At 65.7% G+C, this 18,772-nt stretch carries 14 protein-coding genes; 4 read left to right on the forward strand and 10 right to left on the reverse strand.

Translation table 11 applies throughout. The annotated features are described in order from the left end of the window. Positions 1-59: 59 nt before the first annotated feature. The gene (locus FXF75_RS15160) at positions 60-1,061 is read right to left on the reverse strand and encodes a glutathione S-transferase family protein (RefSeq protein WP_163522709.1); all 1,002 of its coding nucleotides are present in this window, start codon (positions 1,059-1,061) and stop codon (positions 60-62) included. A 297-nt stretch (positions 1,062-1,358) separates the two neighbouring features. Here FXF75_RS15160 and FXF75_RS15165 point away from each other — a divergent pair, with 297 nt between their 5' ends. Next, positions 1,359-3,080, forward strand: a complete 1,722-nt coding sequence (locus FXF75_RS15165; RefSeq protein ID WP_163523004.1) for a cbb3-type cytochrome c oxidase subunit I — start codon at positions 1,359-1,361, stop codon at positions 3,078-3,080. 21 nt (positions 3,081-3,101) lie between these two features. Here FXF75_RS15165 and FXF75_RS15170 read toward each other — a convergent pair whose 3' ends face one another. From FXF75_RS15170 to FXF75_RS15205, 8 genes are all read right to left on the reverse strand, one after another. Then, positions 3,102-3,530, reverse strand: a complete 429-nt coding sequence (locus FXF75_RS15170; protein WP_163522710.1) for a CopG family ribbon-helix-helix protein — start codon at positions 3,528-3,530, stop codon at positions 3,102-3,104. Positions 3,531-3,704: 174 nt separating this feature from the next. Beyond that, positions 3,705-4,067 (reverse strand): hypothetical protein, encoded by a 363-nt coding sequence (locus FXF75_RS15175; RefSeq protein ID WP_163522711.1) that lies wholly within the window; start codon positions 4,065-4,067, stop codon positions 3,705-3,707. Between the two features lie 60 nt (positions 4,068-4,127). Then, positions 4,128-5,111, reverse strand: a complete 984-nt coding sequence (locus FXF75_RS15180) for a branched-chain amino acid ABC transporter permease (RefSeq protein ID WP_163522712.1) — start codon at positions 5,109-5,111, stop codon at positions 4,128-4,130. A gap of 31 nt (positions 5,112-5,142) precedes the next feature. Beyond that, positions 5,143-6,054 (reverse strand): branched-chain amino acid ABC transporter permease, encoded by a 912-nt coding sequence (locus FXF75_RS15185; RefSeq protein WP_163522713.1) that lies wholly within the window; start codon positions 6,052-6,054, stop codon positions 5,143-5,145. Positions 6,055-6,064: 10 nt separating this feature from the next. Then, on the reverse strand, positions 6,065-7,345 hold the full coding sequence (locus FXF75_RS15190; RefSeq protein ID WP_163522714.1) for an ABC transporter substrate-binding protein: 1,281 nt from the start codon (positions 7,343-7,345) through the stop codon (positions 6,065-6,067). A 186-nt stretch (positions 7,346-7,531) separates the two neighbouring features. Continuing rightward, positions 7,532-8,608 carry a hypothetical protein gene (locus FXF75_RS15195; RefSeq protein WP_240334705.1) on the reverse strand — a complete coding sequence of 359 codons (1,077 nt, stop codon included), beginning with the start codon at positions 8,606-8,608 and terminating at the stop codon, positions 7,532-7,534. 84 nt (positions 8,609-8,692) lie between these two features. Continuing rightward, positions 8,693-12,262, reverse strand: a complete 3,570-nt coding sequence (locus FXF75_RS15200) for a PKD domain-containing protein (RefSeq protein WP_163522715.1) — start codon at positions 12,260-12,262, stop codon at positions 8,693-8,695. Between the two features lie 281 nt (positions 12,263-12,543). Then, the gene (locus FXF75_RS15205; protein WP_163522716.1) at positions 12,544-14,469 is read right to left on the reverse strand and encodes a DEAD/DEAH box helicase; all 1,926 of its coding nucleotides are present in this window, start codon (positions 14,467-14,469) and stop codon (positions 12,544-12,546) included. Positions 14,470-14,630: 161 nt separating this feature from the next. Here FXF75_RS15205 and FXF75_RS15210 point away from each other — a divergent pair, with 161 nt between their 5' ends. The 3 genes from FXF75_RS15210 (at position 14,631) to FXF75_RS15220 (ending at position 16,011) form a co-directional block, all read left to right on the forward strand. After that, complete coding sequence (locus FXF75_RS15210; protein ID WP_163522717.1) at positions 14,631-14,774, forward strand: hypothetical protein; 144 nt, start codon at positions 14,631-14,633, stop codon at positions 14,772-14,774. Positions 14,775-15,052: 278 nt separating this feature from the next. Next, entirely contained in the window at positions 15,053-15,631 is a 579-nt protein-coding gene (locus FXF75_RS15215) for a right-handed parallel beta-helix repeat-containing protein (RefSeq protein WP_163522718.1), read from the forward strand. 56 nt (positions 15,632-15,687) lie between these two features. Further along, a complete protein-coding gene (locus FXF75_RS15220) occupies positions 15,688-16,011 on the forward strand; it encodes a tRNA-binding protein (protein WP_163522719.1) in 324 nt (107 codons plus the stop codon). A gap of 19 nt (positions 16,012-16,030) precedes the next feature. Here FXF75_RS15220 and FXF75_RS15225 read toward each other — a convergent pair whose 3' ends face one another. Beyond that, a complete protein-coding gene (locus FXF75_RS15225; protein ID WP_163522720.1) occupies positions 16,031-18,454 on the reverse strand; it encodes an alkaline phosphatase D family protein in 2,424 nt (807 codons plus the stop codon). Positions 18,455-18,772 lie beyond the last annotated feature (318 nt).

Here is an 18,772-nt window from a genome sequence, read left to right on the forward strand (position 1 = left end):
AGTTCTGGCGGATGCGCGTCCGAGGCGCCTAGAGTAGCGAGTAGGGCCGATTTCGGTCGCTACTTCGGGACCTGTTCGAGCGCTTCGGGCGGCCCGCCCGACAGTTCGTCGCGGTCGTGGGGTGCCTCGAAGTCGATGTCGGGTCCCTTCGGGACGATGCGCTTGGGGTTCAGGTCGGCGTGACTCCGGTAGTAGTGCTCCTTGATGTGGTCGAGGTGAACCGTCTCGGCGACCCCCTCGGTCTGGTAGAGGTCTCGGAGGTACGGCCAGAGGTTGTCGTAGTCCGAAATTTGGCGGACGTTGCACTTGAAGTGGGTGTGGTAGACGGCGTCGAACCGGACGAGCGTTGTGAACATCGCCACGTCGGCCTCCGTGAGCGCGTCGCCACAGAGGTACCGCCGGTCTTCGAGCAGGTCGTCGTAACGGTCGAGCGCGTCGAACAGTTCGGTGACGGCCCTGTCGTAGGCCCGCTGGGTGCCCGCGAACCCGGCCCGGTAAACCCCGTTGTTGATGGGTTCGTAGATGTCTTCGATGGTCTCGTCCACCTCGTCGCGGTAGCCCTCGGGATAGAGGGTCACGTCACGGGTGGCGACTCCGTCGAATGCCGTGTCGAGCATCCGCATTATCTCCTCGGACTCGTTGTTGACGATGGTCTCGCGCTCCGTGTCCCAGAGGACGGGCACCGTGGGGCGGCCGGTGAACTCGGGGTCGGCCGCGACGTAGGTCTCCCGGAGGTAGTCGAAGCCGTTGACGCGGTCCTCGGTACAGCCCTCCTTCTCGGGGCTGAACTCCCAGCCGTCGTTCTCGCGGTAGGGGTCTACGACCGAGACCGAGATTGCGTCTTCCAGTCCCTTCAGACTCCGGACCAGCAGGGTACGGTGCGCCCACGGACAGGCGTAGGAGACGTAGAGGTGGTACCGACCCGCCTCGGCCGGGAACTTGGCGTCCGGGTCGTCCTCGACCCAATCCCGGAAGGCGGTCTCCTGCCTGTCGAACTCGCCCTCCTCGTCGGTGGATTCGTAGGCGTCGGTACGCCACTCGCCGTCCACGAGCATGTTCATAGCTCAATCTACGGCTTCGAGGCCAAAAGGACCGTTGCTCGCGGCAGTCGGCTCCGCGGCGTCGCCAGCAGTGGCGTCATCGAACCGTCTCCGAGCGGTCCGTGACGTGACGCCGAACTCGCTCTCGGACGCTCCGTGACTTCGGCAGGCTCCCGTTCCGTACGACGGCACTGGCCGTCGACAGTTGGTTTCTCGCCGAAACCCATCGGTTTCAAAGAACAGGCCCAACCTTTCTTGGCGGTGTAGCACTCAGGATTTCGTATGGTCGAAGTAGGGCAACTCGCACTCACTGCGGTCATGGGGGTGCTTCTGGTCGTCGTCGCCGCGTACATCCTGCGCATCGAAGACTGGCGGTCGTACACGCCGCTCACCGGAGGGGGTGGTGGCGCGTACCGCGAGGGCGCGGAAGTGACCCATCGGGAGAAGCCGGAGGGGTTATCCCGGTGGCTGACGACGGTGGACCACAAGGACATCGGCATCCTCTACGGTATCTACGGTCTCATCGCGTTCGCGTGGGGCGGTATCAACATCATCCTCATGCGGACCGAACTGATGACGCCCGAGTCAGTCGTCATCGGGGCGAACTTCTACAACTCGCTGCTCACCTCTCACGGTATCACGATGCTGTTCCTGTTCGGAACGCCAATCATCGCGGCGTTCGGCAACTACTTCATCCCGCTGCTCATCGGCGCGGACGACATGGCGTTCCCCCGAATCAATGCCATCGCGTTCTGGCTCCTCCCGCCGGGCGCGCTGCTCATCTGGTTCGGCTTCTTCGCCGCGCCGTTGAACATCGGCATCCAACCGTCCCAGACCGCGTGGACGATGTACGCGCCGCTCTCGGTCGAGCAGACCAACCCCGGCGTGGACCTGATGCTGCTCGGACTCCACCTGACCGGCGTCTCGGCGACGATGGGGGCCATCAACTTCATCGCGACTATCATCACCGAACGCGGCGAGGACGTGGGGTGGCCGGAACTCGACATCTTCTCGTGGACGATGCTCACCCAGTCGGGTCTCATCCTGTTCTCGTTCCCGCTGTTGGGAAGCGTGCTCGTCATGCTCCTGCTCGACCGGAACTTCGGGACCTCGTTCTTCCTGAGTCCCGGCGGCGGGTCGCTACTCTACCAGCATCTGTTCTGGTTCTTCGGCCACCCGGAGGTGTACATCCTCGTGCTGCCGCCGATGGGATTAGTCAGCCTCATCCTGCCGCGGTTCTCGGGCCGGAAGCTGTTCGGGTTCAAGTTCGTCGTCTACTCGACGCTGGCAATCGGGGTCCTGAGTTTCGGGGTCTGGGCGCACCACATGTTCGCCACCGGCATCGACCCGCGGATTCGCGGGAGTTTCATGGCGGTGTCGATGGCTATCGCTATCCCGAGCGCGGTCAAGACGTTCAACTGGATAACCACCATGTGGAACGGCCGGTTGCGACTCACTGCGCCGATGCTGTTCTCCATCGGGTTCGTCCAGAACTTCATCATCGGCGGCGTCACGGGCGTCTTCCTCGCGTCCATCCCGGTGGACCTCGTCCTCCACGACACCTACTACGTGGTCGGTCACTTCCACTTCATCGTGATGGGTGCCATCGCCGTCGCCGGGTTCGCGGGCATCTACTACTGGTTCCCGATGGTCTCGGGCCGGATGTACCAGCGCACCCTCGCCAAGGCCCACTTCTGGCTCACCATGCTCGGCACGAATCTGGTGTTCTTCTCCCTGCTCATTCTGGGGTACGGCGGGATGCCCCGGCGCTACGCCACCTACCTCCCGAAGTTCCAGAGTTTCCACGTCATCGCCGGAGTCGGGACGTTCATCCTCGCGTTCGCGCAACTCATCTTCGTCTACAACATCGTCACCTCGTGGATGGAGGGCGCTCGCGTCGAGAGCGGCGACCCGTGGGACCTCCAAGACGACGGTCTGAAGACCCGGGAGTGGACGTGGTTCGAGCGCAAGCGCGAGACCGCACTCACAGACGGCGGAGAAGGCACGGCCGCGGACGGCGGCGAAGGGACCGACGACTGACCGCCGACCGCTCGAAGGCGCTCACTCTCCGGTCTTCAGCGGTCCGACCTCGTCTACCGGAATCACGGAGTAATCGACCGTGAGCGTGTCTTGGGTCGCCCGAATCTTGCCGACGAACGTCGAGATGTCTTCCAGACCGCCTTCGAGGATGAACAGTTCCATGCAGTAGTGGTCGCCGACGTGGTTGTGGACGTTCGAGGCGACCAACCCCTCGTACTCGTGGCGGAGGTGCATCATTCGCTCCTCGACGGTCGTGTCCTCGTAACTGAACAACACGGTGACCACGCCCATGAGGTCGCGGTCTTCCAGTTTCTTGTCCTCGAACTCCCCGAGCAGGTTCCGGGCGGCCTCCCGGAACACCTCGCTCCGGCCGGTGTAGCCGTGTTCGCCCGCGAACTCGTCCACGCGGTCCAGCAGTTCGTCCGGCATCGAGATACTGACGACGGTCATGGTATTAATCGAGACGGTGGAAAATAATAGCCTTTGTTATCATCTGCCGGATTCGTCCCGACGAGTTACTAACTGACGGTCCGCGGACCTTCGACCCACGGTCTCCCGTCCCGCCCTCCGAGTTCGCCGTACTCGTCTTCCCGCCTCACGACGCTCCACAGTCGGTCTTCTGGCTCAGAGCCGTTCGATGCACGACCGCATGAAGTCGTTGAGTTGACGGGCCACGTCGGTGTCGAGCGTGACGACGGCTCCCTGTTCCTGCGGAAGCGGAAAGTGCATCACGATAGCCTCGTCGAACGACCGAACGGTACCGTCGAGGTCACCGAAGGGGAAGGCGCGTTGCTCTCGGGCGCGTGACTCGTTACGGAGGTGCGCGACCATCTTGTCTATCTCCTCCCCGAGCGTCTCGCGTTGCAAGTCGGGTCTGACGTACAGTACTTCGTACTCCTCGGCGTCGTAGTGCCCGACTCCCCGGAGATACTCGCCTGTCGTCTCGTGGAGGAACTCGGCCAGTTCCTCGACTCGCTCGCGGGTCATACCATCCACGATGAATCGGCCGGTAAATAATCTTGAGGCCGACAGTTCGACGCCGCGGTCTCACTCTTCGCGGCGCATCACCTCGGGGTCTCCGAGAATCCCCCACGGCCGGTAGGTCATCACGACGACCACGAGCAGACCGACGACGAGCAGTCGGAGGTTCGTCACGACGCTCTCGAAGGGGACGAAGTCCCTGAGGAACCGGGGGAGTTCCAGCAGGACTGCCAACACGAGACCGCCGAGGACCGCCCCGCGGTTGGTCCCGCTTCCGCCGACGATGACGGCGATGTAGACGTAGAAGGCCCACCTCGGTGCAAACTGGCCGGGGACGAGGAAGTTGAGTTGAAGCGCCGTGATTGTTCCCGCTGCGCCCATCACCATGCTCCCGAGCACGAAACTCTGAGTCTTGAAGGCGAACGTGTCCTTGCCCACGCTCTTGGCGACGGTCTCGTCTTCGCGGACCGCCTTCAGCACGCGGCCCCACGGGCTATCGACGCCCGCTTCGAGCAACCAGTAGGTAACTCCGAGCAAGGTGAGCGCGATTCCGAGGAGAATCAGATTCGAGTAATCCATCCCGAGGATTGGGTTCGACACCGAGAGTCCCCGAGCGCCCTGCGTGAGCCACTCCTCGTTCGTCAGAATCAACCGGATGACCTCGGCCAGACCGAGCGTGGCGATGGCGAGGTAGTCGTCACGCAGGCGGAGAGTCGGAATCGCGACGAGCAGACTCACCGCGCCGGCGGTGAGCGCCCCCGCGAACACGGCGGGCGCGAGCGGGAGCGGAACCCCGGCCACGTCCACCCAGAGATACGGGAGATTCAGGCCGAACGCGGTCGGTGCGCTCGGCGGTTTCGTGACGACCGCCGCCGCGTAGGCTCCGATGCCCCAGAAGGCGGCCACGCTGATGTTGAACAGGCCGGTGTACCCCCACTGGAGGTTCAGACCGAGCGCGAGGACCACGTATACGACCGCGAACGTGGCGACGTTGACGATGAAGGCAGAGAGTCCAGTCAGTCCGGCCAACGCCACCTCCGATACCGTCATCGCCACCCTCCGGCCGCGTTGGACGCGACGGTCATCCCCACCGCCCTCCGGCGATACCCTCGGGTCTGACCAGCAGGACGACCACCAACACGAGGAAGGAGACGGCCGCCCGGTAACTCGCGCTCACGCCCGGAACGGCGATGGACATCTCCTGAGCGATGCCGATGACGTACGCGCCGACCATGGCTCCGTACGGGCTACCGATGCCGCCGAGGATGACCGCGGCGAACGCCACCAGCAGGATGTTGAACCCCATCCGAGGCTGGATGACGCCGGTCTGGACGCCGAGGAAGGCGCCGCCGACCGCCGCCAGCGCCCCCGATAGCCCCCACGTCGCCCGCAGCACTCTGTCGGTGTCGACGCCCGTTATCTTCGCCAGCGACCGGTTGTCGGCGGTCGCCCGCATCGCCACTCCCATCTTCGTTCGGGTCAGGAAGAGGTGCGTCACGAGCGCGAACAGCGCGGCGACCGCGACGATAGTCAGGCCGTCCCGAGTGACCCGCAGGCGGAGCAGGACGTCGTAGCTCCCGACGTGGAGCGTGGTGTCCACGAACTGGATGCCCCGCCGGAGCGGGAGTCGGTAGGACCGCAGTTGGTTGGTCCAGACGATACGTATCAGACTTCGCAGGACGAGCGCCACTCCGATGGTCACGATGAGCAGGACGATGGGCGAGGAGTCGCGGTGGCGCACGAACAGGACGCGGTCGAGCGCGACGCCGACCACCGCGGTGGCGACCACACTCACCCCCAGCGCCGCCACGAACGGAAGTCCCAGCGTGACCTTGACGACGAACGCGACGTACGCGCCGATGGTCAGCAACTCGCCGTGGGCGAAGTTGGCGAAGTTACCGATGCCGTACAGCAGCGAGAGTCCGACGGACGCCAGCAGGACGATGCTCCCGAATATCACCCCGTTGGCGAACAACTGGAGGAGGCTAGCCATCTCTCGCGTCCTACTGCCCCTGCGTCGTCGTTTCCGCTCCCGTCCCGTTCGTCGTCCCTTGGTCCTGTTTCACGTCGATGAAGTCCTGCATCTGGTAGCTCCCGTTCGTGAACTTCCACCACTTGTAGGTGCCGGGCACGTCGCCCTTCTCGTTCAAATCGATGGACCCGGAGACGCCCGCGTAGTCTATCTCGTTGCCTGCTTGGAGTTCCGACTTCGCGGTCTCGAACGTCGAGACCGTCTTGCCTTCCGGCCGCGAGACCGGGTAGATAGACTCTTTGAGCGCCGGTCCGGTGAACTCCGACGATTTCTGCACCGCCAGCGCCGACAGCATCGTGGCGTCGTAGGAGTACGCCGCCCAGACGGTCGGCTCCTGACCGTACTTCTCCCGGAACGCCGAGACGAACGACTGCCAGCCCTCGTTCCGTGTCGGCGCGCTGGGCGTCGTGCCAATCATCCCGTTGAGCGCCTTCGCCGGGACGTTCTCCTTGATGGGTTCGGCGAGCGTGCTCTCGGCGCCGATGTATTGCACTTGGTCTTTGATACCCATCTCGAACGCCTGCCTCGCCATCGTGGTGAACGACTCCGGGTAGGCGACGAACAGTATCGCCTCTGGGTCGCTCTGCATCGCCTGATTCAGTTGCGGTCGGTACGACGACTTCCCGGAGTTGTACGGCACCTTGTTCGTGATGGTACCGCCACCCTCGGCGAACCGTGTTTCGAGGACGTCGGCGAATCCGCGCCCGTAGTCGTTGTTGACCATGATGACCGCAGCCCGCTGGATGCCTTGGTCGAGCGCCAACTGGGCCATCGCCGCCCCTTGGAAGGCGTCGGATGGCGCTGCCCGTAGGACGTAGCCGTCGTCTTGGAGGTTCGTAATCTTCGGGCTGGTGCTGTGCGGACTCACCTGAACGACGTCGTTCGGAATCGTCACCGACCGCGCGATTGCCATCGTGACTCCGCTGGAGACGGCAGCGATTAACAGCGGAACGCCTTCTTGATTTACGAGCTTCTGGGCCGCGCTGACCCCGGTCTGAGGCGAACTGGCGGTGTCCTCGACGGACACCTTCAGCGTTCCGCCGTCGCCGATGCCGACTTCGTTGACCTGTTCCAGCGCGAGGTTCATCCCTCGCTTGTGCCGCTGACCGTACACTGCGAGGTCGCCGGAGTTCGATACCGCCGACCCGATTCTGTACGTCTGGCCCTGCCGTAGCAGTCCGGTCGTCGTCGCGCCGACGCCGCCTGCGCCGAGCGCTTTCAGCACCGACCGCCGGTTGGTGTGTGTTCTCATTTCCCCCACCAACGATTCACTCAACGCAGTCCGTCTAATACCCTTCGGTGGTACGACAGGTTCCGCCTGCGAACGACCGCCCGTGGGACTCGCGGCACGGCGGTGACGGTTTCGATGCGTCGGACGACCGAGACCTCGGAATCAGTCGTCCCGAAGGAACCGGGTGACGTATCGACTCCTCGAAAATCATTGCTCCTGTTTCGCCGTGGTGAACGGAATCGTCGCCGCGGTGCGTTCGGTCACCGTCGCCGTGCGGACGATGAACGACAGCAGCAGCGCCAGCGGCAGGAACGCGAGCGTCACCGTAATCGGCAATAGGAGGTGGGCGTACGGGGTTATCCCGGTCCCCTGTCGGGCCGTGAGACCGAGCAGGACGACCACCGAGAACAGTTCCGCGGGGAGTCCGGCGTAGAGCAGGACCCGAGATAGCGACGAAAGTTCCTCCTGCAGGTACAGCGACTTGAAGTACTGGCGCGCCACGTCCACCTTCTGGAGGTGGTCGACGAGCGTGTCGAGGGCGTCCGTCACCGACTCCGGCAGGTCGTCGCTGTGGTTGGCGCGAATCCGTCGAATCCGATTTATGTCCCCGGCGTAGTTGGTCGTGAGCGTCACCGACAGCACGTCGAACGTGTTGGCGCTCGAGTCGTCGAGGAGGTCGAGGACGCGCTCGGCGTGGTCGGTCATCGATTCGACCACCTCGTCCACCTCCGAGCGCGTCTCCTCGCCGACCGCACCGAACGTCATCCCGTCGATTCGGTGGGTCTCCCGGCGCGTGTTCTCGTAGAGCAGTTGCAGGAAGCCAAGGGGCTTCACCGGCGCGATTTCGCCCGCGTGTTCCTCCACCTCCCTCCGGTAGTCGATGACGTTCCGAATCTCGGATTCGAGTTCGCCCGGCGAGTGGAACTCACGACCGAGCAGCAACTGATTGATGGAGACCACGACCGTAATCAGCGTGAGGTTCCCGCTGATGAGCGCGCTGAACACGTAGTACACCGGCTGATTGCGGTCCAGCGGAACCAGCCCGAGTCGCTCTATCCCGGCCAGCACGGCGAGGACCCCGGCCAGAACGACGCCCGCGACGACCAGCCGATTCCCGTCGAGGAGTACCCACTCGCGGACGCGGTTCTTCTTCGCCACCAGCCCCGAACTACCGCCTGACGTCGCGCCTGACGACCGGCCGTCGTCCGACGACGCCTCGTCGCTGGACGACCCTCCACCGAGAAGTCCGCGACCTCGTCCTTCGGTGGCGTCGCTGTCGGTCATCCCGAACGTAGTACGCTACTGGGACGGAAAACGGCGTCGGGCAGCAAAGCGGAACCGGAGTCGGAGTCCCGACTGTCGCCGCGCTCAGTCGCGTCTCCGTGCGAGTAGCACCGCCCCGATTAGCGCGACGACCGCGGTGCCGACGCCGAATCCGGGAACGCTCGGGGCGTCGTTCCCGAGAACGCCGCCGTCGTCGGCGCTCGTCACGCCGAGGGTCGCCGTCTTCCCCTCCACGTCCACCGTGAAGTTACCGGCGGCGTCCACCTGCCGGACGAAGGTGACGGTCGCCGTCTCGCCCGGCGGGACCGTCACGTTCTTGGTCGCCAACTGCTCGCCGAACATGGTCAGCGTCACCGGTCGTTCGCCCGGTTCGCCGCCGGTGTTCTCGACCGTGGCCGTGATTTCGACCTGCTCGCCCGCCGAGATGGTCGAACTGTTCAGCGACACGTCGGTGACCGACGTGTTCGCCGGAATCGTCTCTTTGACCGTGAGGTTACCGACCGACGTGCCGCCGACAGCGACGTCGTAGGTGCCGGTCGCCGGGGCCGTCCCCGTGAGCGTCACTTCGGCCGACTCGCCGGGAGCGACCTCCACCGTCTCGGAGGCGACCGAACTCCCGTCGAGCGTGAGGGTCACCGCGGCGCTCCGGGTGGCAGTCCCGGTGTTCTCGACCGTCGCGGTCGCCGTCACCTCGTCGCCGGTCGCCACGGTCTCGCTCGCCAACTCGGCGTCGGCGACCGCGAGCGGCCGGTTCGCGCCGACCGCGAACGCACCGAGTCCGTCGGCGGTCGTCCTGAGTCTGTAGGCGTCGCCGGTCGATTCCACGACCGTCGCGTCGAGTCGCGTCCACCCGGCGTCGTACCGGTAGACCGCCACGTCGTCGCCAGACGCGAGTCCGCCGAGCGCGGACCGATTGACCGTGAACTCCACGGTCGCGTTCTCCACGCCGGTATCGAGATACTTCGCGTCGAGACCGAGGTACGCCAGCGTTTCGTCGGTCGCGGTCAGTTCGGCGGCGTTCTCCGGCGGGTCGGCGCTCGCGGAACTCTCGAACGCGACGTGCGTGTCGTCGCTCCGGATATCGACCGCCACGCGCCGGAAGGTGACGCCGGTCTGTCCTGCAACCTCGCTGGTCGGCAGTCCCGCACTAATCGTCTCGTCGGACTGCCCGTTTCGCACGTCCACTACCGCGGTGTTTGCCCCGGTCTGTTTGACCTCGGTGACGACCGGCGGCGGGCCGAGACTGGTCGAACCGCCACCGCCGCCTCCCCCGCCACCGCCGCCCGCGGCCTTCTCCTCGGGTTTCACCTCGATAGTCGCCGACGCGTTGTCGGTGTCCCCGTCGTCGTCCGCGACGGTCACGACAGGGCCGTAGGTACCGGAACTGTCGTACGTGTGGGTCACCGTCGCGTTCGCGGCGTCGGTGGTGCGCTCGGCCGTCCCGTCGCCGTCGAAGTCCCAGCGGTACTCCGTGATTTCACTCCGTTGGTCGGTGGAGTTGCTCGCGTCGAGCGTCACCTCGTTCCCCGCGCGGGTCTCGTCGGGGACCGAGAGTTCCGCGTTCGGTCTGTCGACGACGTCCACCGAGATATCGCCGGTCGAGACCGCCCGGCCGGAGGCGTCGCTGACCACGAGTTTGACCGTGGCCGCTCCCGTCCCGTCGAACTGATAGCTCGCGTCCGGGCCGTATCGTTCGGCCACGGTCCCCGACTGGCTGAACGTCCACGTGTAGTTCAGCGACCGGTCGCTGTTGTCGGTCGCGGTCGCCGACACCTCGACGGTCTCGCTCACCGACACCTCGCTCGGAACGGAGTGGCTCGTGATGTTCGGGTCGCTCCCGTTCGTGACCGTGACGTTGACGCTGTCGGTGTCGGCGTTCCCGTTGTTGTCGGTAGCCGTCAGTTCGACCTGATAGTCACCTGCCGACCCGTACGTGACGCTGGCTCCGGGGTCGCCGCCGTCCTCGTCGCGCACGTCGCCGCCGGGTGCGCTCCACGAGTAGGATTCGACGCTCCCGTGTTCGTCACTGCTCGCGCTCGCGTCGAGAGTTATCGGCGCTCCCGCTTCGACCGTCGCGGGGGTCGCCGCGGCCTCGGCGGTCGGGTCGTCCTGTGTGACGACGGTCACCGTCTTCGTGACGTTATCGGTCTTCCCGCTTCGGTCGGCCACAGTGAGTGACACCTCGTACTCGCCCGGCGCGCCGAAGGTGTGCGAGACTCGCTCCCCGCTCTTCGCGCTCCCGTTGACGCGCCACTCGTAGCCGTCGGCGAGCGCCACGTTGTCGGAACTCGCCGACCCGTCGAACGCGATGGACTCGCCGACGACGTGGTACTGGCTGTCGCCCGCTGTGTCGTTGACGGCGAAGTCCGCTGTGGGCGGTTCGCCCGCCTTCACCTCGACCGTGGTAGACGCCGTCACCTCCCGGCCGTCGGCGACCATGGTCACGGTCGCCTGCTTCTCGCTTGCGTTCTCGTAGGTGTGGGCGACCGAGTGGTCGGTCGTGTTCTCGTCTACCTGCCCGTCGCCGTCGTAGTCCCACTGGTAGCTCTCGGCGGCTTCGTCCGCGGTGAACGTCACGCTCTGGCCCGCCTCGACCGGACTCCGGTCTGCGTTCAAGTTCGCGTCGAGGCATCGCGCGCCGCGCTCGATGACCAGCGGTTTGTCCATCTGGAGATTCTTCATCTCGCCGTTCATGTCGTCGTGGCCGGTGTTGTGGCGCACGGCCCACCGCTGGATGTCGCCGGTGAACGCAGCGTCGATGGTGACGTTCTCGCCCCGCTGGAGGTTGTGGAACCCGCGGTACGCGCCGCCGTCAGTTCCGCCGGGACCCCACGTCCAGTGGACGTCGAAGTAGCCGCCGGTGAAGGTGCTGAGGCGGTCGTAGTTCGCGTTCTTTTCGGCGAGGTTCCGGTGGCCGAACTGCGTTCCGCTGGCATCGACGTACCGGTCGTCTATCTCCGCGCGGGGGTACATGTCGTCGATGTACGCCCACTCGCCACTCGGGAGGTCGTCGAACGTCCAGTCGGCCGTCCCGCCGCCGGGCGACGGTTCGAGGAAGCCGTCGGCGGGACCGTACTCGCCGTTGTACGGGTAGTGCGACGAGGTGCCGGTCTCCTCGTACAGTCTGTCGTGGCGGACGACCAGACTCACCTCCCCGTTCGCGTTCTCGTAGAAGAACAGGTGGCTCTCCCCGTCAGCCGACCAGTTGTACTTGCCGTACGTGGCGTACTCCCAGCCCTCGTGGACGAACTGGGTGTTGAGGTACGGTGCGTACTCCGAAATCTGGCCCTTGTAGGAGACGTTCTCCGGACCGGGACGCGGGTCGGTGTCGTTCCGGTAGCGGTAGTCCATCTGGGACTCGATGGACTCGAACCCGTTCCAGTCGGGGTTGCGGAACGACCCCTTCACGTCGGCCTCCTCGTAGGTGATGTCCCGCCGAACTTCGACTTCGGGGACCATCTTGGGGTGGTCGTACGAGTAGGGTTGTACCTCGTAGCAGACGTTCGTGCCGGGTTGCCGAACCGTGTACACCGGCGCGTCGCCGTGGTCCGCGCTCGCCGTCCCGACCAGCCCCGCGATGCCGGGCGGCAGCGCCGACGTTACCAACAGTACCGTCAGTCCAAAGCTTAGAATCGTGGTTCTATCGACGTTCATCTCACTGCTAACCGTCCGTATTCCGGTATTTCCCTTTGTTATGGACTCTCTGGGGCGTTCTCTGCCGGACGCTACGCTCGCGTAAACGAGGCGTAACTGTCACTCATCGGGTGATATCCGCGACTAGGTGCGGCCTACCTCGGTCTCCTCCGCCGACCGGACGGCGTAGAGGACGGAATCGCGTCGCGAGAGGGGCTGTCTCGACAAAGAAATCGTATCGAGCCGGAACGACGAAACCTCCCTGCGGGAGAGGAGAGTGCCGATGTCGATAGAGGAGACGGTTACGGCGTGCGGTCCTCGACCGCTTCCGCGCTCTGCTCGGTGACGCGGACGCCCTTCGCCGAGAGGTGTTGCATCCGCCGCCGGGCGAAGTCCTCCTCGGTCGTGCCACGGGTCGCCAGCACGTACATCCGGGAGTTGCCCGTCGGGCGCATCGTCCGGCCCGCGCGCTGTGCGCCCTGTCGTCGGGACCCGCCGAGACCCGAGGCCACGATGGCGAGTTCGGCGTCCGGCAGGTCGATGCCCTCGTCGCCGACGCGGGAGACGACCAGCGCGTCGCGCTGGCCCGACTTGAACTGCTGGAGCAACTGTTCGCGCCGGGCGTGGCGCATCTCGCCCGAGATGAACGGGACGTTGAGCGCCTCCGCCAGCGCCTCGCCTTGGTCGAGGTACTCCACGAATATCAGGGTCTTCGCGTGGGGGTGCTCCGCGCGCAGGTGGCGAATCTCGCGGAGTTTCGCGGGGTTGCTCGCGGCTATCTGGCGCTTCTCGTGCCCGTCGGCGCTCCCGTACTCGTTGCGGTAGGTCTCGTCGTCCCACGGGACGTAGCGAATCTGGACCTCGGGTTCCTGCACGTATCCGGCCTCGAACAGCGCGTCCCAGTCGGTGCCGATGGGCGGGCCGATGAGCGTGAATATCTCCTCTTCCTTGTCGTCCTCGCGGACCGGGGTGGCCGAGAGACCGAGTCGGTGCTTGCTCTGGAGTTCCGCGGACCGCCGGAAGACCCGAGACGGGACGTGGTGGACCTCGTCGTAGATGATGAGGCCCCACTCGCGCTGGTCGAACAGTTGGCGGTGGCGGTCCATCCCGGCGGTCTGGTAGGTCGCTATGGTGACCGGCCGGACGTCCTTCGTGCCGCCGTGGTACTCGCCTATCTGGTCGGGCGCGAGGGTGGTGTTGGCCAGCAGTTCCTCGTGCCACTGACTGGCGAGTTCGCGGCCGGGGACGAGAATCAGGGTCTCGCCGCCGACCGCCTCGATAGCGCCCATGCCCGCCACCGTCTTCCCGCTCCCCGGCGGACCGACGAGGACGCCCGACTTGGTCTCGACGAACTGGTTTACCCACTCCTGCTGGTAGTCGCGCAGACGCAGGTTCAGTGTCACGTCCAGTTCCTCGCCGGTGTCGAGGTCGCGCTCGTCGCGGACGGGGTATCCGGCCTCGTAGAGGACGCGCTTGACCTCGGCGACTGACTCCTCGGCCACCCAGCTCTCGGTGTCCGACAGCGGGGCGCGGAGTTGGCCCTCGTCCAGTCGCTGGCGCGCGACGTTGCCCATCAGGTCCTCGCTCGCGGCTTCGAGGACGACGTAGCCGTCCTCCTCGTCGGTCCGGAGGACGAACTGGCGGGCGCGCTTCCACTGGCTCTCCATCCACTCTTCGAGGTGGGGCGACCGCTCGGGTAACACGTCGCGGAGGGTGCCCAGCAGGTCCTCGAAGTCGTCGAACGGGGCGGCCCACACGTCCTCTTGGCGAATCTCGTAGATGTAACCGCCGTCGCGCGTGGTGTCCACGAGGTGGGCGAACTGGGAGAGTTGCGCGCGAGTGAACTGGGTCGGTTGGTCCACGACCAGTTCGCGGCGCTTCGGGAAGACGATGACGCGCTCGCGGTCGGCCAGTTTCCCCCAGTCGGTCGGATACCAGACCACGGGGTCGTTCGAGACGTCGAGACGCTCGACGCCCTCGCCCTCCGCGAGACCGGCGAGCGCGTCGTCGGTCTCGGCCTGCGACCGGTCGAGTGCGCGCGCGACTTCCTCGGCGGTGACGACGGGGCGGCCGAACTGCTCGACGGCGTCGTGGAACGACTCGACGTCCACCGCCTCGTCGTCGGCCACTTCGCTGGCGGATTCGACTGCGTCGGTCGCTTCGTCCGGGCGAGTGTCGCTCTCGTCGGGAGGGCCGGCGTCGGCGACATCGTTCTCGGAGTCGGTCATCGGGTCGTCGTAGGAGCATCGCGAATAAACGATTTGCGCTACAAAAAATGCAATAGTTACCTTGAGTCCGTCCTTGGTTTTCCAACAGATGGCCACAAGATTTATTCCTATTCGTTGACAGCCAGAGTAAAATTTGAGTAGTGGGGGTTTGACCGAGAGATATGGACACGGGAATCGCGGCCATCGAACGCTGTGCGTACTGCCGGGAGTACGTTCCGATAACGGTCTTGCCCGTCGGCCCGGAGGACGGGCCGATTTCGGCCGAGGTGGCCGTCTGCGAGGCGTGCCGAACCGACGGACGCTGACGGCTTTGCCCGCGCTGTCGGTGGACGGAGACGCCTCGACCGTCGCGGTCCGGCCGAGGCGCGCCGATAGCATCAGCTAGAATCCGTCCGGGCGCCCTCGCCGCAGTAAGCGATGTCCTCACGGTGGCACTGCCGACCGTCAGCAGTTTCTCCGTCTTTACCACCGGTCGCGCTCCAGTCCTCGCCGCCGGATTAGTCCCCGCTTACCGTTTCGTTTACGACCGTTAGCGGTCGAACTGCACCGTAGGTATAACTACTCGTCTATCGTGGCAGAGTCCATGACATTTCGAGAGGTCCGAACGCTCGTCGTTCTTCTCACCGCGCTCGGATTGGCGCTCGGCGCTGGCGGCGTCCTGACGACGACCCCGTTCGACGCGGCGACGGCGACCGACGCGACCCCGACGGAAATCGGTTCCTGCACGACCATCGACGAACCCGGTACCTACGTCCTGACGACCGACATCGAGAACGCGGGCAAGACGGCTATCTCTCAGCCCTGCATGAAAATCACCGCCGACAACGTGACCTTCGACGGCGGCGGTCACACCATCGACGGCAGAGGCGAGAGTCACACCAAGGGTGTCGCGGTCGCGGACGCCGAGGGCGTTACCATAACGAACGTCTCCGTCAACGACTGGCACTCCGGCGTCCTCGTCACGGGCGGGTCGGCCACGGTCCGGAACGTCTCGACGTTCTCGAACGCCTACGGGGTCCGACTGGAGAACGCCACCGGCGGCACCGTCGAGAACAGCACCATCTCGGACAACCTCGTCGGCGTCTCCGCGATAGGCGTGGACGTGTCGCTCTCGAACAACGAGTTCTCGGGCAACGAAATCCGCGTCCAGCGCGCCGACTGAGCGCGAACCTCGGTCTCGACTGGACATTTAAGTCGGCCGACTGCGTACGCCCTCTCATGTCAGGCGGTCCCTTCGAGACCACGTTCCGCGTCGGCGAAGTCGTCGAGGCCGAGTCGTTCCCCGAGACGAACAAACCCGAGATGGCGAAACTCCGAATCGACCTCGGCGACGAGGCGGTCCAGTCGGTCGCTCAGACCGGCTACAACTACGACCCGGAGGACCTCGTGGGCCGACAGGTCCTCTGCGCGACCGACCTCGGGTCGGTCCGCATCGCGGGCGAGAAGTCCGAGGCGCTGACTGTCGGCGTCCCCGACGAAGACGGCCACCCGGTTCTCGTCGCGCCCGACGACGACGTGCCCCTCGGCGGGGAACTCTACTGACTTCGCCGCCTGTCCCACTTCACGACTGCTTCCCGTTCACCTCGCCGAATCCGAGGCGATAGGGCCATCCCCGGTACTGTTCGGCGTCACCGCCGTTCGGGTTCGCGGACCACGGCCAGCACTCCACGACGAACGCCTCCTCGTCGAATTTCACCTTGACGATACCGTACCCGTCGGGCCGAACCTCCCGGTCGAAGAGTAGCCCGTCGTGACTCTTCTCGTACTGTCTGTGGGAGATGTCGGGGTTATCGACCGCGAGCATCCGGCACTTGTTCCCCAGCGCGTCGGTGAAGTTCCCCGTGTGGGGGTACTCTCTCCCGTTCGGGAGCGACCGCTTCGGTTCGAACCACCGTGGGTAGTTCGCGGACCCGCCCGGACCGACGAACTGGACGACACCGTCGGTGTGGGCGTCGAGACCGTGCCGTAGCAGCATCGGGAGGTGCAGGTCCCCCGAGAGGACGAGCGCGCCCGCCTCGCGGAACAGTTCTATCGCGCGGTCCCGACCCGCCTTCGGGTACGCGTTCGTGTCGTAGCTCTGGGCGGCGTTCTCGCCCGGCGTCATCAGTTCCCCGTCGGCGTCGGTGAGCGCGTTGGCGAACGCCGTCTGGGTCAGGCAGAGTTCGACCGACTCGCCGTCGGACTGCTCGGCCCACTCGCTGAGGAACCGCGCTTGGCGGTCGCCGAGCAACGCTTCGCCGTCCTCTTCGGGACCGGTCTTGAACTTTCGGTCTTCGAGCATGGCGAACCGCGCGCCGCCGTACGTGAACTTCCCGTAGTACACGTCGATTCCGCGTTCGATAGGCGTCGGGTCGTAGGGGTCGGGGTTGTGACCGCACTGAATCCGCTGGACTCGATTGACGAACTCCGTGTCCGCGACGTATCCGCCGCGCTTGAGACCGTCCATCGCCGTCTCCTCGCCGCCCGACCCCCAGACATTCGGTTGATAGACGTCGTGGTCGTCAACCAGCAGTATCGACGGCCGGTCGCGCGTCAGACCGCGGAACGACCAGAGCCACAGGTACCACTTGTAGAGGTAGTCGAGGGTCGGTTCGTCTCGACCCGCGACCGAGGTGGGTTTCGGTTCGTACACTTGGTCGCCGACGCAGACGAGCAGGTCGGGGTCCTGTCTCCCCAGATTCGCCGCCAGCGTCTCGTAGGGGAAGTAGACGTTCCCGGGCGTGTACCGGCCCGGAGGCGTGCCCGCGCCCGAGTCGCTATCGCGGGCCTTCGCGCTGTCGAGCGCGCGGCCCGACGGTGCGGTGCAACTCAGCAGGCCGACGGTCAACTCGTCGGCGTCGGCCGGGTCCTTCCGGACGCGACCCCCGTACCGCCACGTCTCGCCGCTCCCGTCTCGATAGCGAACCTGATACTCCCAGTCGCGGGTCGCGTCCCAGTCCTCGACTCTGAACAGCGCCACGTACCCCTTCCCCATCGTCGCGCGCCGAGTTCGCCACGACTCGGAACTCCCCGCGGGTCGATAGCGAAGCGTCACCTCGTCCGGGTCGGACTCGCCCATCGGAAGCAGGTGGGCCGAGAGTTTCATCACCGAATCGTTCACCGAGTAGAGGGTGCCGGCGATGGGACCGAAGGACCGCTCCGGACGAGTCTCGACTTTCTCTCCTGCGGTCTCGATGTCTTCGAACCACCATCGCGGCCCGTCCCGTCCCGGCAGTGGCGAGGAGACCAGCGAGATTCCGCCGAGTAACGTCTCCTCGGCGACGTCCTCCCGGACCGCGCTCGCCAGCGAGCGCCCGTCCTCGCCGTCGAACGCTTCGACGCGGAGGTCGAACGACCCGTCGCCGCGCGGTACGACGTCCACCGAGAGGCGAACGCTCCCGTCGCTCGTCGGTTCGGCGTCGTCCGTCTTCGTCGAACGCGCCGCGGGGAGTTCGCGGTACTCGACCGGACTCCCCTCGTCGGTGTGGTCGCGGAACCGGACCCGCCCGTCGGACTCGTAGGTACAGAGGAGTCCGCCACCGACTCCCGACCCGCGTTGTACCAGCGCTCCGGCGCGTGGATTCAGGTTCCCGGTGCCCGTTCCGACGAGGAATCCGCAGAACCCGTCCTTCCCGGCCCCGTCGGCGATGCCGGCGCGGACCCGCAGGTGGGCCGGTCGGTCGCCCGAGACTATCTCGCGGGTGAGCAGCGCGACCGTTCGGAGTTCGAAACCGGACTCCCCCCGGAGGCACTCGATTCGACCGCCGTCGTTGCGCCAGTCCTGCAGCCGGTTGCCCCACAACTCCGGGCCGAGCCAGTGGCGCGCCCCGTCGGTCGGTTGTGGCGTGACTGTCGCACTCTCCTCGAAGATTCGCGGGTCGGACAGAATCCGTCCGTCCCCGGAGACGAGCAGTCCACCGCCGATAGCCATCGTCCCGACGAGCGATGCGGTACCGACCAGCAGTCCGCGGCGGGTCACCCGCGAACGGAGTCCGTCCCTCGTCATCCGTCGTCCCGAACGCGAGTCGCGGACCGAGCGGGTGGCGCTCTCGGCGGCCGGTCGGGTCGGCGGTGACACGTCTCCACGGTGGCGATGTCTCCTGTTCCAGTCAGCATGACACCGCCTGTACAGGAACGACGCGTAAACCTATTTCCGATGGTCTCAGCGACTCGCGGTTTCCACTTTCGTCGCATCGTCTCGATAGGAAAACCTTTCGCACCGCTGGCACCGCTTCGCCTGCTCGTCGTCGCGGGCGTCGGCAGCACCGGGAGTCGTAACGGAGCGGCCGGCAGTGAACGTCGCCGTCACGACAGTGGTGTTGTT

Origin of the sequence: Halorussus sp. MSC15.2, from assembly GCF_010747475.1 — an archaeon.
GTDB lineage: Archaea > Halobacteriota > Halobacteria > Halobacteriales > Haladaptataceae > Halorussus.

What these genes read in the sequence shown, in the direction of transcription:
- FXF75_RS15180 (WP_163522712.1), bottom strand. Translation starts at nt 5,111, where the DNA reads ATGACGGTATCGGAGGTGGCGTTGGCCGGACTGACTGGACTCTCTGCC.
- FXF75_RS15185 (WP_163522713.1), bottom strand. Translation starts at nt 6,054, where the DNA reads ATGGCTAGCCTCCTCCAGTTGTTCGCCAACGGGGTGATATTCGGGAGC.
- FXF75_RS15205 (WP_163522716.1), bottom strand. Translation starts at nt 14,469, where the DNA reads ATGACCGACTCCGAGAACGATGTCGCCGACGCCGGCCCTCCCGACGAG.
- FXF75_RS15160 (WP_163522709.1), bottom strand. Translation starts at nt 1,061, where the DNA reads ATGAACATGCTCGTGGACGGCGAGTGGCGTACCGACGCCTACGAATCC.
- FXF75_RS15200 (WP_163522715.1), bottom strand. Translation starts at nt 12,262, where the DNA reads ATGAACGTCGATAGAACCACGATTCTAAGCTTTGGACTGACGGTACTG.
- FXF75_RS15170 (WP_163522710.1), bottom strand. Translation starts at nt 3,530, where the DNA reads ATGACCGTCGTCAGTATCTCGATGCCGGACGAACTGCTGGACCGCGTG.
- FXF75_RS15190 (WP_163522714.1), bottom strand. Translation starts at nt 7,345, where the DNA reads ATGAGAACACACACCAACCGGCGGTCGGTGCTGAAAGCGCTCGGCGCA.
- FXF75_RS15195 (WP_240334705.1), bottom strand. Translation starts at nt 8,608, where the DNA reads ATGACCGACAGCGACGCCACCGAAGGACGAGGTCGCGGACTTCTCGGT.
- FXF75_RS15210 (WP_163522717.1), top strand. Translation starts at nt 14,631, where the DNA reads ATGGACACGGGAATCGCGGCCATCGAACGCTGTGCGTACTGCCGGGAG.
- FXF75_RS15165 (WP_163523004.1), top strand. Translation starts at nt 1,359, where the DNA reads ATGGGGGTGCTTCTGGTCGTCGTCGCCGCGTACATCCTGCGCATCGAA.
- FXF75_RS15225 (WP_163522720.1), bottom strand. Translation starts at nt 18,454, where the DNA reads ATGACGAGGGACGGACTCCGTTCGCGGGTGACCCGCCGCGGACTGCTG.
- FXF75_RS15175 (WP_163522711.1), bottom strand. Translation starts at nt 4,067, where the DNA reads ATGACCCGCGAGCGAGTCGAGGAACTGGCCGAGTTCCTCCACGAGACG.
- FXF75_RS15215 (WP_163522718.1), top strand. Translation starts at nt 15,053, where the DNA reads ATGACATTTCGAGAGGTCCGAACGCTCGTCGTTCTTCTCACCGCGCTC.
- FXF75_RS15220 (WP_163522719.1), top strand. Translation starts at nt 15,688, where the DNA reads ATGTCAGGCGGTCCCTTCGAGACCACGTTCCGCGTCGGCGAAGTCGTC.